The sequence below is a fragment of the Nonlabens ponticola genome, from assembly GCF_003966335.1.
Taxonomy (GTDB): Bacteria; Bacteroidota; Bacteroidia; order Flavobacteriales; family Flavobacteriaceae; genus Nonlabens; species Nonlabens ponticola.
The window spans coordinates 1,577,630-1,592,292 of sequence record NZ_CP034549.1 but is presented as its reverse complement, the minus strand read 5'-3'; the positions used below and the strand labels follow the sequence as shown (position 1 = coordinate 1,592,292).

The following is a 14,663-nucleotide window of genomic DNA, read 5'->3' as shown; positions in this document are numbered from 1 at the left end:
GGTTCAATAGTTGCAGCCTCTCTCATCTATGAAACGCAACTGCGATTATCAGTACAAAACAAGCCAACCCTTAACCTTGTTTAACCTATAGTATGTCCTTAAAATTTTTGAGGCTTTTATTCCTTGTAATACCTATGCTTGCTGCGGCACAGCATAGTACCAATATTATAGCAACTCTTGATGCAGATCAAGATGTGATGACTATCAGGCAAACCATTGTTGTTGTCAATGATAGCGATCAGGCATGGAATGAAGTGATTTTTCTTGATTGGGCAAATGCGTTTGTAAATACACAAACGCCGCTGGCTGCTAGGTTTGCTCAAGATTTTAAAAACAACTTTGAATTCTCAAGTGATAGAGATCGTGGTTATACTAGAATCGATTCTGCTACTGCAGCGCGTTACAACTTTTCACGGGTCGAGAATCAGCCAGACATCCTTAAAATTGATTTAGATAATCCACTATTACCAGGATCAAGTCAAGAATTTCGATTGAACTATGAGGTAAAGATTCCTGAAAATGATTTTACAAGTTATGGAGTAACAAGTAGCGGTAATTATGATTTGAGATACTGGTACTTGCATCCAGCGGTATTCAAGGATGGCAAATGGGACTACTTCTCACATAAGGATCTGGACGACTTTTATGGAGCGCCACTAGATGTCAAGGTATCATTGCATATACCGTCAGCGCTCAATGCAACAAGTAACATTACCACAATAACTGTCGCACCCGGTAAGAATAAGAACAGCTACCTATTTGAAGGTGAAGGATTTCAAGAAATTTTGCTTCATCTAGATAAGCGTCCAGGAAAATTTACTTATTACCCAACACCACAGGCGACCATTGTAAGCGATATCCAAGAAAAGGATCTCAATTTTGATGAAAAGCTTAAGATCAATGAAAAGATCACCGCTTATCTGGGTGAACGATTAGGTGACTATAAACATGACCAGCTACTATTGTCTGACCGTTATTATCGTGAGAGTCCTGTTTATGGTTTAAGCAGTTTGCCAGATTTTATTAATCCGTTTCCTGATGGTTTTAGCTATGAGATACGCATGCTTAAGACCTTGACTCGTAAATGGGTCGAGACTGGAGTGCGCACTAATCCTAGAGAAAATTTCTGGTTGCAACAAGCGATTATCGTGAGTATCATAATGGATTATCAGGAAATTCACTATCCTGACCTGAAGCTTGCAGGTAAATTTAGTGATTTCTTTGGGCTGCGCAGTTTCAATGCTGCCAAACTCAAATTCAACGAGCAATATCCACTACTCTATCTCAATACATCTAGACTTAACCTAGATCAGGCGATTACCACGCCATCCGATGAGCTGGTCAAGTATAATCAAGAGTTGGGAATACCCTACAAAGCAGCCGTTGGGCTACAGTATCTGGACGATTACCTAGACAATGACAATGTTGAGCAAGCCATCAAACAGCTGTACCAACTTAGTAACAACCGTATTGTTGACGGGCATGATTTTCAAGAATTGCTGGAACAATCTAGCCAGCAGCCTACTGCCTGGTTTTTTGATGATTATATCACCCAGCACCAGCGCATGGACTGGAAGATCAAACGCGTCAAAAAGTCAACGGACTCGGTGGATATTGTGATCAAGAATAAATCTGATCGAGTAATTCCTGTTTCCGTTTACAGCTTGTTCAATGATTCAATCGTGAGCAAAAAGTATATACCTGGTTTTATAGGCGATACAACTGTTACGCTTTCGCGAAAGCTTGCAAACCGCGTAGCCGTTAACTATGAAAAATTACTACCTGAATTCTCACAGCGTGACAACTACCGCACGTTAAAAGGCTTGCCGTCATTAAGTAGACCGCTAAGTGTAAAACTGTTCAAAGATGTGGAAGACCCGACAAGAACCGAGGTTTTTGTGATGCCAGACGTCGGGTACAATCTTTATGATGGATTGACGATTGGACCTCGTTTTTACAACGGTAATCTATTGAGTAAGCCCTTTAGATACAGTATTAAACCCACTTATGGCTTTGGGTCCAACAAACTTGTGGGCTCTATTGGTTTGAGTTATGCGCACCCCATAGAGGATCGTGACCAGCGATTATTCCAGGTGAGATATGGTGCTGGCGCCAATACCTTTTCATACGAGGATGACTTGATGTATAGGCGTGTTTCTGGTTTTATGAATCTCGCGTTCAGACCAGAGGATTTGCGTAGTAACATGAGACAATCATTGACTATACGTAACATTTGGGTAAATAGGGATCGCGATCCAGCCAGTCCTGTTGAAGATCCAGATTACAATGTGTTTGCATTGAATTGGAATCATTCTGATCCTAATTTGAAGCGCTTCTTTTCGTACAATGTAGGTACTGAAATCTCAGCACAATTCGGTAAAGTGACAGGTCGTATTGAATGGAGAAAACTTTTTAAAGACCAGCGTCAGCTCAATTTGAGGTTATATGCCGGCAGCTTTATTTATAATGACACTGGTGATAATGACTTCTTCTCTTTTGCACTAGATCGACCTACAGATTATCTGTTTGACTATGATTACTACGGTAGATCAGAGGATAGCGGTTTATTCTCACAACAATACATCGTTGCAGAAGGTGGTTTTAAATCTCAATTAGAACCTGCATTTGCCAACGAATGGATTACCACGGCAAATGCTTCTTACAGCATCTGGAAATACATTTTTGCATACGGTGATGTAGGTTTTGTAAAGAACAAATTTGAGAACCCGCAATTTGTTTATGATAGTGGTATAAGACTCAATTTGTTACAGGATTTCTTTGAATTATATTTTCCCGTTTACAGTAATAATGGCTGGGAAATAGCGCAGGAAAACTATGACCAGAAAATACGCTTTATCGTTACGCTGGAATTAGGCTTATTTATCAAATTATTCAAGAGACGCTGGTACTAGCGGTGGTTGCAACTACATAGGCTTTCCCTTACCTTTGTTAGATACACAATCACGCAAATGCAGGTACAGGAAACCACAGAAAAAGAACTTCAAAAACAAGACTTTAAACACGAGGTCATCAACGATTACAAGCTAGCAGTCACAAGCCGTGAGTGTAGTTTGCTGGGTCGTCGTGAGGTACTTACTGGTAAGGCAAAGTTTGGAATCTTTGGCGATGGTAAGGAATTACCGCAAATTGCCTGGGCACGAGCTTTTAAGAATGGAGATTTTCGCAGTGGATACTATCGGGATCAGACATTCATGATGGCGATAGGAGAATTAACCATTGAACAATTTTTTGCTGGATTGTATGCAAATACTGATCTAGCGCATGAACCAATGAGTGCCGGACGTCAAATGGGTGGTCATTTTGCAACCCATAGTTTGAATGAAGATGGCTCATGGAAAAGACTAGTAGATCAAAAAAACTCTAGTGCAGATATTAGTCCAACGGCTGCCCAAATGCCCAGATTATTAGGACTGGCACAAGCATCCAAAATATATCGTCACAACGATCTCATAGATGATAATAACGGTTTCTCAAATAAAGGAAATGAAGTTGCTTGGGGTACAATAGGTAATGCAAGTACCAGTGAAGGTCACTTCTGGGAAACTTTTAATGCTGGTGGCGTGCTTCAAGTACCTATGGTAATTAGCGTTTGGGACGACGAGTACGGTATCTCAGTACATGCGAGACATCAAACCACTAAGGAAGATATAAGCACCATTCAAGCAGGATTCCAGCGTGATGAAAATCATGATGGTTATGAAATATTCAAAGTAAAAGGATGGAATTATCCAGAGCTTGTTGAAACCTATGAGAAAGCAGGTAGCATCGCTCGTGATGAGCATGTACCAATATTAATCCACGTGCATGAGCTCACGCAACCGCAAGGCCACAGTACCAGTGGATCACACGAACGCTATAAAGATGAGGATAGACTTGCGTGGGAACGTGAACATGATTGTAATGTAAAATTCCGTGAGTGGATTCTGGAAAACAATCTTTCTACCGCTGATGAGTTGGAAGCCCTCGAAAAAGATATTAAAAAACAAGTGCGTGAAGGCAAAAAAGCTGCGTGGAATAACTACCTAGCTCCTATCCTTGCAGAGCGTGATGAACTAGTGTCATTACTCAACCAGGTAGTTTCAGTTTCTTCAAACAAGAACTTTATTCAACCATTGGTTACTGAGTTATCAAACATCAAAGAACCTATACGCAAGGAAGTACTTGCAACTGCTAGAAAAATAGCACGATTGACATTAGGTGAGACCCATGATACCATCAAGCAATTGAATGAATGGATCTCAAATTATAATAATACCCTATCTGATACGTACGGTGGCCACTTATATAGTCAATCACAGTGGGCTGCAACTAATATCGAATCGGTTGCTCCGCAATATGCTGATAATCCTGAGGAAGTTGATGCGCGCGTGATCATGCGTGATAATTTTGATGCGATTTTTGCCAAGTATCCAGAGTCACTCATTTTTGGAGAAGATGCAGGAGAAATAGGCGATGTAAATCAAGGTCTAGAAGGAATGCAAGAAAAGTATGGCGAGCTGCGTGTTGCAGATGCCGGGATACGTGAAGCAACTATTCTAGGACAAGGTATTGGGATGGCCATGAGAGGCCTGCGCCCTATCGCAGAGATTCAATATCTAGATTACCTACTCTACTGCCTGCAACTCATGAGCGATGACCTTGCCACTTTACAGTATAGAACTGGTGGTAGGCAAAAAGCTCCAGTAATCATAAGAACTAGAGGTCACCGATTGGAAGGTATATGGCACAGTGGCTCACCTATGGGTGGTATCATTAATCTAGTGCGCGGTATTCATGTTTTGGTACCTAGAAACATGACTCAAGCTGCAGGATTTTACAACACCATGATGGCTAGCGACGAGCCAGCTTTAATAGTTGAGTGTCTCAATGGTTATCGCCTTAAAGAACAATTACCTTCAAATCTGGGCGAATTCAAGACACCATTAGGTAAAATAGAAACTTTGAAAGAAGGAAACGACCTAACCATCGTCTCTTACGGCTCAACCTTACGTATCGTGATGGAAGCTGCAGATTTTCTAACGCAAGTAGGCGTTGACGTAGAAGTTATTGATGTGCAATCCTTATTGCCATTTGATATAGAGCATGAGATTATTGAGAGCGTTAAGAAAACGAACAGGTTGCTAGTCGTGGATGAAGATGTTCCAGGTGGTGCAAGTGCCTTTATATTACAATCTATAGTTGATGGCCAAAACGCCTGGAGATATTTGGATAGCAAACCACAATGTTTGACCGCCAAAGATCATAGACCGGCATACGGAACTGATGGAGACTATTTCTCTAAGCCTAGCGCAGATGATGTTTTTGATAAGGCGTACAACATTATGAATGAGGCAAACCCAAGCAAATACCCTAGCAAAGCTTAATGCCTAAAAGCACTACCAAAATATCTAGCGCCTGGCGCCGCAAAATTCACGAAGTAATTTACGAGGCCGATACACCAGTAGGTAAGGCATTTGACGTGACGCTGCTAATCGTAATTATAATTAGCGTGCTGCTGGTACTACTGGAAAGCGTTCCAGCGCTTGGCGCTAAGTATGCAGATGAATTCATTCTGGCAGAATGGATCATCACTGTGTTCTTCACTATCGAGTACATACTGCGCATCATCTCCATCAATAAACCTACTAAGTATATTTTTAGTTTTTACGGTATCATTGATTTTTTGTCGACAATACCGTTGTACCTGACCTTTTTCATAGGTGGTATCAATGCATTATTAGCCGTGCGCGCCTTACGTCTATTGAGGGTTTTTCGTATTCTTAAGATCACACGATTTATCGGTGAGGCAGATAAATTGAGTAAAGCAATCAAATCAAGCTTACCCAAAATACTGGTATTTCTGTTTGCCGTCTTGGTTATTTCAATCATCATGGGAACCATCATGTATCTAGTAGAAGGTGCAGAAAGTGGCTTTGTAAGTATACCCGTATCAATTTATTGGTGCATTGTGACACTTACCACAGTAGGTTTTGGTGATATTGCGCCCGTCACTCCTATGGGTCAATTTCTGGCTACTATTATTATGATTATGGGTTATGGTATCATCGCTGTACCTACAGGTATTGTAAGTGCAGAATATACAACTGGCGGCAAGGATAGTGATGATAGTGATAATGGCAAACTACAGATTGAAGATCCCAATTATCGCCACGTCAACACACAAGTTTGTCAAAATTGTATGGCTCGCAAACATCAGGATGATGCAGAATACTGCCATAAATGTGGATATTCTTTAGATGTCTAGTAAACATTTAATATGCATTGTTGGCCCTACTGCGGTAGGTAAGACTGCGTTGAGTTTAGCTTTCGCGAAAGCGTACAAAACCGAAATACTTTCCTGCGATTCAAGACAGTTGTTCAAGGAAATGAGTATAGGAACAGCTGTGCCTACCGAAGTTGAATTACAGGTAGCGCGGCATCATTTTATCCAGAATAGAAGCATTCACGATGATTACAGCGTTGGTGATTTTGAACGCGACGCAATGGATCTATTGAAAAGATTATTTGACAAACATGATGTCGCGATCATGGTAGGCGGCAGCACACTTTATGAAAAAGCAGTAACTCATGGCCTTGACTATTTTCCTGATGTAGATCCAGCAATTCTCGATCAACTAGAATCGGATCTCAAAAATCATGGATTGTCATACTTACTAAAAGAGCTAAGACAAAAAGATCTACTGACCTTTAATGAGATAGATCAAGATAATTCTAGACGCGTGTTGAGAGCCTTATCCATCATAAGGTCTAGCGGTCAACCATACAGCTCATTTAAAACAGGTGTTGCCAGTACACGAGAATTTACAATTTATAAAGTAGGATTAGAAGCTCCACGAGAAGAGCTCTATGATCGCATCAATAGGCGTGTAGACGTGATGCTGCAGAATGGTCTAATAAAAGAAGTGCAGGAATTATTACCACATAAAGAATTGAGAGCCATGAAAACCGTAGGCTATCAAGAGGTTTTTCCTTTTCTAGAGGGAACTTATGACATTGAAGAAGCAATAAGATTGATCAAACGCAACTCTAGAAGATTTGCCAAAAGACAGTTGACCTGGTATCGCAAAGATCCAGACATTAACTGGTTTGATTATAGAACCAGCCACACGCAAATCGTGCGGCAGGTTCATAAATCAATTATGGAAAATCAGTAATTAGTTTCTAGTAATCTACTTGATCCTTTACAAGTAAACGGAAACCTTCACCGTGAATATTCACGATCTCGACATTATCGTCTGGTTTCAAATACTTACGCAGTTTTGCGATGTAAACGTCCATAGATCTTGAAGTGAAGTAATTGTCATCTCTCCATATCTTAGTCAATGCTAGCTCACGTGGCATCAAGTCATTAAGGTGTAGCGCTAGTAGTCTAAGCAACTCATTTTCCTTAGGTGATAGCTTGATAGGCTCCTGATCATTGTAGGACAAGAATCTAAGCTTTGAATTCAGGTGGAAATTACCAATCTGGAATTCAAACTCCTTAGAATCAGCGATGCTGTCTTGGCCTTTGCGTTGTATGATCGCTTTTACTTTCATGAGTAAAACCTCACTGTCAAACGGCTTGTTCAAGTAGTCGTCTGCTCCTACTTTGTAACCTCTTAACACGTCTTCTTTCATCGCCTTAGCGGTTAGGAAAACGATAGGCACATCTTCATTTTTTTCTCTGATCTCCTTAGCAAGTGTGAAGCCATCCTTGTAAGGCATCATTACGTCTAGGATACATAGATCATAGTTGTCTTTCTTGAATTTTTCAAAGCCTTCCATACCGTTTTTGGCATGTACGACATCAAAATCATTCATGATTAGGTAGTCTTTGAGAACTGTTCCAAAATTTGGATCATCCTCAACAAGCAGAATTTTTTTGTTTTCAGTTTCCATAATTATAGATTGATTGATTAAACTATTAATGGTAGATGGATTGAAAAGGTACTACCATTTCCTTTTGAACTTTGTACAAATATGTCACCGTTGTGATCTTCAAGTATCCGTTTTGAATACGCGAGACCTAAACCGTGACCTTTTACATTATGAATATCTCCTGTGTGTTCTCTAAAGAACTTTTGAAATGCCTTTTTCTGTGCACTTTTTGTCATTCCTATTCCTTGATCTCTGATCTTTATGACCAATTTGTTTTTCACATTCTCGGTATATACATCAATGATTGGCGCGTCTTCAGTGTACTTTATGGCATTTTCTAAGACGTTGACAATTACATTAGTTAGGTGGCTCTCATTTCCTAAAACATCAGTACGCAACGCACCTAGATGTGATTTAATAATACCGCCTTTCTCCTCAAGCAGTAATTGTATGTGTGTAATACTGTCCTCTATCACAGTATTCATTTCTAATCGAGTCTTTTCAATATTAAGATTGTTTTTCTCAAGCTTTGATATACGCAGCACATTTTCTACTTGACTATGCATACGTTTATTTTCCTCACGTATCATGCGCAGGTAATTTTGCACCTTCTCTGGATCGCTATTGATCTTAGGATGCTTGAGCGAGTCTAGTGCAAGATTAATAGTAGCGATTGGCGTCTTGAACTCGTGCGTCATGTTATTGATAAAGTCTGTTTTTATCTGTGAAATTTGACGTTGCTTAAAAATTTGATTAATGGCATTTGAGTAAGCGATAATTATTACGGTGGTAAAAATCAATGACAACAATGCCATCCCAGTAACCGAGCTCAATATCTCTTTTTTACGGTCTGGTAGACTTAAATACAGGTAGTAAGGCTCAACATTAGAGTTATTAGATCGCAACACAGGATAACTCCAGGTACCACCATCAACATATTGAAAATTATCTGATTGTATTCTAGTGGCAAAGCCATCTTGATAAATGGCAAATTCAAATTGAGAATTGATAATTGGTCGCTTTTCAAGCTCTTGCGAAATCAAATTGCGTACTAATGTGGACGATATACGCTGTGTAATAGGTAACATGCTATTGTACTCACTTACTGACTCACCAGTGACCTTTCTAGCATAATTATCTCTTTCCAATAATCTAGCGAATCTTGATTCTGTATTAGTATTACCAGGGCTTTTAATTTGACTTATTTCAGATCTATTGATTTTGTTGGCTCTATTAGGAAACACACTGTCAATCTCAATGTTTTCAAATTGTGGATCTAGCTTTGTATTTTCAGAAAGTGGATTGTTAGACAAACGTGCGTTTGTGCTTACTCTTTTGCGGCGTTGCTTCAGTAATATTTTCCTCAGTGTGGCTGGATCTGTATCCTTTCCTAAACTATCTTCTAGCTCTCTTAACGCGTCATAGTAAATCTCATACTCGCTATTTTCTAGTTCTCGGGCAACACTTATCAATGATTGAGTTACTGCGAGAGAGAACTGCTCATCCTTACTCTCGATACTATTAAGTATCCAGTAAACCTGCACTATAATAATCCCAATTAGGGATAGGCTCATGAGCCCTATTAGGAAGAAAAGGAGATTCTTTTGCACGAGGCAAATTTAACATTTAGCCAAAGTGTTAATAAGCCTTTAACCCAATATTAACGATCTTAAATATTGATGAATATTTAATTTTTTAACAGAAAATCATAAGTATATTTTACAAAAGACTCAGTTTGTTGCAAATCCTTATTTACAATAACATAATTTGACTTTTCCAGACGTTGGATGTCATTCCACTGGTTTTGTAATCTATTACTTACATCAGTCTTAGTTGAGCCATCGCGCTTCATAACACGAGATATTCTTTCAAGCTTTGGAGCAGTTACTAGTATGACCTCATCACAAATTGCATCACCACCCGACTCAAATAAAATGGCGGCTTCATAAATTATAAATGAGGATCTCTGATCATGCAGCCACTTCTCAAAGGCAATTCTTACTCTAGGATGAAGAATTCGGTTTAGTCCTTGTAACTTATCTTGATCCGTAAAAACTTGACTTGCGATATATTTTTTGTCGGGTACAACCTCGTCATTAATCGTTTTAAAACTTTGCTCGCCAAGAAGATTCTTAATCTCGACTCGCGCCTCTAGATCAGTCGCAAGTATCGTTTTTGACACATCATCTGCAATAAATAAGGGCACGCCTAAATCTTCAAACATTCTTGCAACAGTAGTCTTACCACTACCTATACCACCGGTAAGTCCTATGATTCTCATTCTATGCTCAATACTTGAATCGCCGCAGGTTGTGTTCTTGCTTCTAGAACGGCGTCTGTTAGGATCTCGATATCTGGTATCGCGCTCGTATCTGCATTATCGAGTTTGCGATAGTCAATAGTTACTTTAAAATCATTCTCCGTTACCGTTTCGAATTGATCTAATCGTGCCGTAAAAACCAAGTTGACATTTTCTGGAATCAATCGCACGAGTACGTTTGATGGTTTATTAATCACTGTGACTGGTATCCTCAAATTACCTTCAGTCATTTGTGCGGCCCTAATGCTATAAGTAACAGCTGATGGTTCAAATTTAAAATCTGGATATAAGGAGTCTAATTCAATGGTTTTTATTGTCATTGTATCTTTTACTACCACATCAAGCATCGTCACTTTCAATCGTTGTAAGCTATCTAGTCGCTCATCATTTCCTGTTACTTCTACTTGCTCTTGATTGAAAAAACCATCGCCCAGTTGTTGGTAGCTACCAGTAAAGGTGACATCAAAATCTTTTTCAAGCATTATGGTTTTTGACTTGAAGCGGGAATAAGACAAGGTTATAGGATCCGTATCAATGGACACCACTTTAAATGGTTCGCCTAGTTGTTCATCATAACTTGATAGCGCTCGTTGAGGATCAAAAATATATTCACCATCATTTAAGGATACTACCTCGTCAAATTCTAATTGAGATTCTAGCGATTGATAATTCATCCATAGTAATCTAAAACCACTAGACTCAATGGTAGTCATCACGTCAATACTGCGGTCCTGCACATCAAGGTTTACTTGATTAGGCACACTGACAAAGCTAGTTTTAATAACTACCTGTTCTCTATATTGAGAATTATACCTTGATAAAAACCACATCAACGCGGCTGCAAGAATGAAAACAAAAAAAACAAAAAACTTTTTATAAGACATAGGACTCAATCTTGTTAGAAAAATAAATGCGGAAATGCTTCTCGCTCGTCACGACCTCTTACATTGATTTGTATAAAACTAGTCAAAAAGCCCAATCCATATCCAGTAAATTGAATCAATGTTGCCATAACACTATAGGTACCTACCTTAAATCCATTCTTAAAAGTAGAATGAATAAATACGATTGCTACATAAACTAAGACGAGATAGAGATACCAGAACCATCCACAGATTGCCCACAAAATCGCCATTGCGACAAAGACACAAAACAAAGTGGGAAACCAATACGTAAGTTTTGCTGTTGAAGGATGCCACTTGTTAAGAATCACTCGCACCATCCCAAATTTTCTAACCTGTTTGTAAAATAATCTCCATGAGGTACGCCGCTCATGATAAACATGTGCCTCATTTATAAGCGCTGTTTTATATCCTGCATTCCACAAACGTATGCTCAGGTCTGGATCTTCACCAGGATGAATATTGCCGTAACCACCTGTCGCCTCAAAAGCCTCTTTACTCAATCCCATATTAAAGCTGCGCGGCTGGAATTTATTCACCTGCACATCACCGCCACGTATGCCGCCAGTAGTTAAAATAGATGTCATACTGTAATTGATCGCCTTCTGCAGAACTGTGAAATTCTCATGAGCAGCATCTGGACCACCGTAACAGTCCACATAATTTATACTCAGGTAAGCGTCCACATGATTCAAATATTGATCTGGGATGATACAATCACTATCGAGTATGATGAAATAATTTCCGTTGGCGTGTTGCATGCCATAATTGCGAGAATCTCCAGGGCCTGTGTTTTTCTTGTAGAAGTATGAAATGTTTAAGCTTTCGCGAAAGCGAGAACATACTCCATCACAGCGGTCCATAGAACCATCTTCTATGATTACCACCTCAAATGCACGTTCAAACTCTAATCGAGATAGGCTTGAGAGTAATGCCTCGACCTCATCTGGTCGATTATAAACAGGTATGATAAAGGAGTATTCTAGTGGCTGCATAAAACAGAAAAAGGCTGTTGAGACAGCCTTTTAATTTAATGAATTTAAGTTTTTTAAAATTTCTCGATAACCTCTTGGCTCACACCAGTATTTGAGAAACCACCGTCATGGAAAAGGTTTTGCATGGTAACTTTTTTAGTGTAATCAGAGAATAGTGTCATCGTATATTCTGCACAGTCTTGAGCGGTTGCGTTACCTAACGGGCTCATCTTTTCTGCATAACTCAAGAAACCTTCAAATCCTTTCACGCCGCTACCAGCCGTAGTAGGTGTTGGTGATTGAGATATCGTATTGACACGTACTTTTTTATCCTTACCAAAGAAATACCCAAAGCTCCTAGCAATACTTTCAAGGTACGCTTTGTTATCTGCCATATCATTATAGTCTGGGAACGTGCGTTGTGCAGCCATATAAGTAAGTGCAACAATGCTACCCCATTCATTCATGGCGTCGTGCTTGTGTAAGGTTTGCATCACTTTATGAAAAGAAACGGCGCTGACGTCCCAACCTTTCTCAGTCCATGAATAGTTTTGATCAGTATAATGTTTGCCCTTACGCACATTGACTGACATACCTATGGAGTGAAGTACAAAATCAAGTTTCCCACCTAAGATCTCAACAGATTTTGAGACCAAGTTTTCAAGATCCTCTATACTCGTTGCATCTGCTGGAATGATCTCGCTGCCGGTTTCTTCTGCCAGTTTATTGATTTCTCCCATACGCATCGCTACAGGAGCATTTGTCAATACAAAGGTTGCGCCTTCATCGTGAGCAAGTTTTGCCGTTTTCCAAGCGATGGAATTCTCGTCCAATGCGCCAAAAATGATACCTCGTTTTCCTTTAAGTAAGTTGTAAGCCATAAGTTAATTGTAAGTCGCAAATATAAAATTATCTATTGAAGTAAAATGCGTGCGTTTTCTCTCGCTGCGTTTGACACAACGCCGCCGCTCAACATTTGAGCAATCTCTTCCATCCTACTATCGTTATCTAGATTCTGGATGGTTGAAACCGTACGGTCATTGATTACCTGTTTGCGCACCACCATATGTTGTGCGCCTGCCGCTGCAATTTGTGGTAAGTGTGTGATCGTTATCACTTGCATGCTGGACGCCATATTTTTCATAATAACGGCCATGCGATCTGCAATGGCGCCGCTCACACCGGTGTCAATCTCATCAAATAATATCGTGGGTAACTGCTTGCATTGAGAAAGCAATGCTTTAATCGCGAGCATCAATCGCGACAGCTCACCACCACTAGCTGCTTTATCAAGCGGCAATAAGTCTGATCCTCTATTTGCTGTAAATGTGAACTGGATTATATCCATACCATGAGACAAGAAGGTTTCTTGCTTTTGCAAACGCACCTTAAACTGTGCATCAGGCATTCCTAATTCTTTTACCGTAGTAAGTATGTGTTGTTCTAATGAAGCAAGATGCTTAGAACGCAATTCATGCAATTGCTTTCCTAAATCTCTCAAAGAGTTTTCAGTTTGTGAAATGGCTGCCGTTGCTTTTTTAATGGAGCCATCGATGCTTTGCGAGGTAAGCACCTTATCGGCTAACTCATCTCTTAACTCCAACAATTGCTTAACGGAATCTACTTGATGCTTGCGATATAAGTTATCGATCAGTGCTAGCTTCATATTGATATGCTCCAATCGCTCGGGATCTTGCTCTAGATTATCGGTGAGTCTGCTACTTTCTTCCTGCAAATCCTCCAACTCCAGAATAACCGATGACAATCGCTCTTTCAAACTCTTATAATCAGTAGAAAAACCTTCTATGCTTTTAATGCGAGATTGCACATCACGCAATTGATCCAGCACATTTTGATCATCGTTTAAAATCACGTAATCAACTGCTTGCAAAGATTCTGTAATGAGTTCTACGTTGCTTAATTGCTCGTTTTCGGTTTCTAGCTGTTCAACATCGACACCATCTAGTTCGGCATCTTCAAGTTCATTGAGTAGAAAACTATTGTAGTCTGATTCTTTAATAAGGGCAGCTTGTTTGCTTTCTAATTCTTTAAGCTTTTTAAGCTCCTGTGTGTATGATTTGAGTGTTGCCTGATAATCCTGTAGCACATCGGCTCCAGTTACTTTTGCTTTCTTAGTTTGATGGTTGACATAAGCATTGAGTACCTCGACTTGAAAAGCATCGGTAGAGAGCTGCAAGGTTTGATGCTGTGAATGAATATCAATAAGTCGATCGCCTAATTGAGACATTATAGACAAAGTCGTCGGGCTATCATTAATGAAAGCGCGGCTTTTTCCCGATGGTAAAATTTCTCTACGCAGTATGGTTTGCTGCTCGTGATCTAGTCCAGATTCTGTAAAGAAATCCTCTAATTCTAGCTTGCTAATGTCATAGTGAGCCTCAACAATACACTTACTGCTGGTGTCACGGACGGCACTTAAATCTGCTCGTTTTCCTGTGACCAATCCTAAGGCTCCCAAAAGTATGGACTTACCTGCTCCGGTCTCACCAGTGATCATACTTAAACCAGCAGACAGATCAAGATCAAGCTCGTCTATCAAGGCATAATTTTGAATGTGAATGTGGGTAA

At 39.8% G+C, this 14,663-nt stretch carries 11 protein-coding genes; 4 read left to right on the top strand and 7 right to left on the bottom strand.

Features of this window, described 5'->3' with window-relative positions; all coding sequences use genetic code 11:
* The first annotated feature begins 92 nt into the window (after nt 1-92).
* Genes EJ995_RS07210 through miaA form a run of 4 tightly spaced genes read left to right on the top strand, consistent with a single transcriptional unit; the run spans nt 93 to nt 7,175 of the window.
* Entirely contained in the window at nt 93-2,912 is a 2,820-nt protein-coding gene (locus EJ995_RS07210) for a gluzincin family metallopeptidase (RefSeq protein WP_126447062.1), read from the top strand.
* Between the two features lie 57 nt (nt 2,913-2,969).
* Complete coding sequence (locus EJ995_RS07205) at nt 2,970-5,384, top strand: alpha-ketoacid dehydrogenase subunit alpha/beta (RefSeq protein ID WP_126447060.1); 2,415 nt, start codon at nt 2,970-2,972, stop codon at nt 5,382-5,384.
* Nucleotides 5,384-6,265 carry an ion transporter gene (locus EJ995_RS07200; RefSeq protein ID WP_126447058.1) on the top strand — a complete coding sequence of 294 codons (882 nt, stop codon included), beginning with the start codon at nt 5,384-5,386 and terminating at the stop codon, nt 6,263-6,265. The genes EJ995_RS07205 and EJ995_RS07200 overlap by 1 nt, the downstream gene beginning before the upstream one ends.
* Entirely contained in the window at nt 6,258-7,175 is a 918-nt protein-coding gene (miaA, locus tag EJ995_RS07195) for a tRNA (adenosine(37)-N6)-dimethylallyltransferase MiaA (RefSeq protein ID WP_126447056.1), read from the top strand. The genes EJ995_RS07200 and miaA overlap by 8 nt, the downstream gene beginning before the upstream one ends.
* A gap of 7 nt (nt 7,176-7,182) precedes the next feature.
* On the opposite strand, the gene EJ995_RS07190 is transcribed toward miaA, so the two are convergent.
* From EJ995_RS07190 to recN, 7 genes are all read right to left on the bottom strand, one after another.
* Nucleotides 7,183-7,899: a response regulator transcription factor gene (locus tag EJ995_RS07190; RefSeq protein ID WP_041496414.1), complete on the bottom strand. Its 717-nt coding sequence runs from the start codon at nt 7,897-7,899 to the stop codon at nt 7,183-7,185.
* A 17-nt stretch (nt 7,900-7,916) separates the two neighbouring features.
* Nucleotides 7,917-9,452, bottom strand: coding sequence for a sensor histidine kinase (locus tag EJ995_RS07185; RefSeq protein ID WP_126447054.1), 1,536 nt, complete (start codon nt 9,450-9,452; stop codon nt 7,917-7,919).
* A 113-nt stretch (nt 9,453-9,565) separates the two neighbouring features.
* On the bottom strand, nt 9,566-10,159 hold the full coding sequence (gene coaE, locus EJ995_RS07180; RefSeq protein ID WP_126447052.1) for a dephospho-CoA kinase: 594 nt from the start codon (nt 10,157-10,159) through the stop codon (nt 9,566-9,568).
* Entirely contained in the window at nt 10,156-11,082 is a 927-nt protein-coding gene (locus tag EJ995_RS07175) for a YbbR-like domain-containing protein (RefSeq protein WP_126447050.1), read from the bottom strand. Before EJ995_RS07175 ends, coaE begins: the two co-directional genes overlap by 4 nt.
* A gap of 14 nt (nt 11,083-11,096) precedes the next feature.
* Nucleotides 11,097-12,095 carry a glycosyltransferase gene (locus EJ995_RS07170; protein WP_126447048.1) on the bottom strand — a complete coding sequence of 333 codons (999 nt, stop codon included), beginning with the start codon at nt 12,093-12,095 and terminating at the stop codon, nt 11,097-11,099.
* Nucleotides 12,096-12,148: 53 nt separating this feature from the next.
* On the bottom strand, nt 12,149-12,955 hold the full coding sequence (locus tag EJ995_RS07165) for an enoyl-ACP reductase FabI (RefSeq protein WP_126447046.1): 807 nt from the start codon (nt 12,953-12,955) through the stop codon (nt 12,149-12,151).
* A gap of 32 nt (nt 12,956-12,987) precedes the next feature.
* Complete coding sequence (gene recN / locus EJ995_RS07160; RefSeq protein ID WP_241234609.1) at nt 12,988-14,634, bottom strand: DNA repair protein RecN; 1,647 nt, start codon at nt 14,632-14,634, stop codon at nt 12,988-12,990.
* Between the last annotated feature and the right edge of the window lie 29 nt (nt 14,635-14,663).

Excerpts from the sequence above, each read along its gene's own strand:
- EJ995_RS07210 (WP_126447062.1), top strand. The coding sequence starts at position 93 with ATGTCCTTAAAATTTTTGAGGCTTTTATTCCTTGTAATACCTATGCTT.
- EJ995_RS07205 (WP_126447060.1), top strand. The coding sequence starts at position 2,970 with ATGCAGGTACAGGAAACCACAGAAAAAGAACTTCAAAAACAAGACTTT.
- EJ995_RS07200 (WP_126447058.1), top strand. The coding sequence starts at position 5,384 with ATGCCTAAAAGCACTACCAAAATATCTAGCGCCTGGCGCCGCAAAATT.
- miaA (WP_126447056.1), top strand. The coding sequence starts at position 6,258 with ATGTCTAGTAAACATTTAATATGCATTGTTGGCCCTACTGCGGTAGGT.
- EJ995_RS07190 (WP_041496414.1), bottom strand. The coding sequence starts at position 7,899 with ATGGAAACTGAAAACAAAAAAATTCTGCTTGTTGAGGATGATCCAAAT.
- EJ995_RS07185 (WP_126447054.1), bottom strand. The coding sequence starts at position 9,452 with ATGAGCCTATCCCTAATTGGGATTATTATAGTGCAGGTTTACTGGATA.
- coaE (WP_126447052.1), bottom strand. The coding sequence starts at position 10,159 with ATGAGAATCATAGGACTTACCGGTGGTATAGGTAGTGGTAAGACTACT.
- EJ995_RS07175 (WP_126447050.1), bottom strand. The coding sequence starts at position 11,082 with ATGTCTTATAAAAAGTTTTTTGTTTTTTTTGTTTTCATTCTTGCAGCC.
- EJ995_RS07170 (WP_126447048.1), bottom strand. The coding sequence starts at position 12,095 with ATGCAGCCACTAGAATACTCCTTTATCATACCTGTTTATAATCGACCA.
- EJ995_RS07165 (WP_126447046.1), bottom strand. The coding sequence starts at position 12,955 with ATGGCTTACAACTTACTTAAAGGAAAACGAGGTATCATTTTTGGCGCA.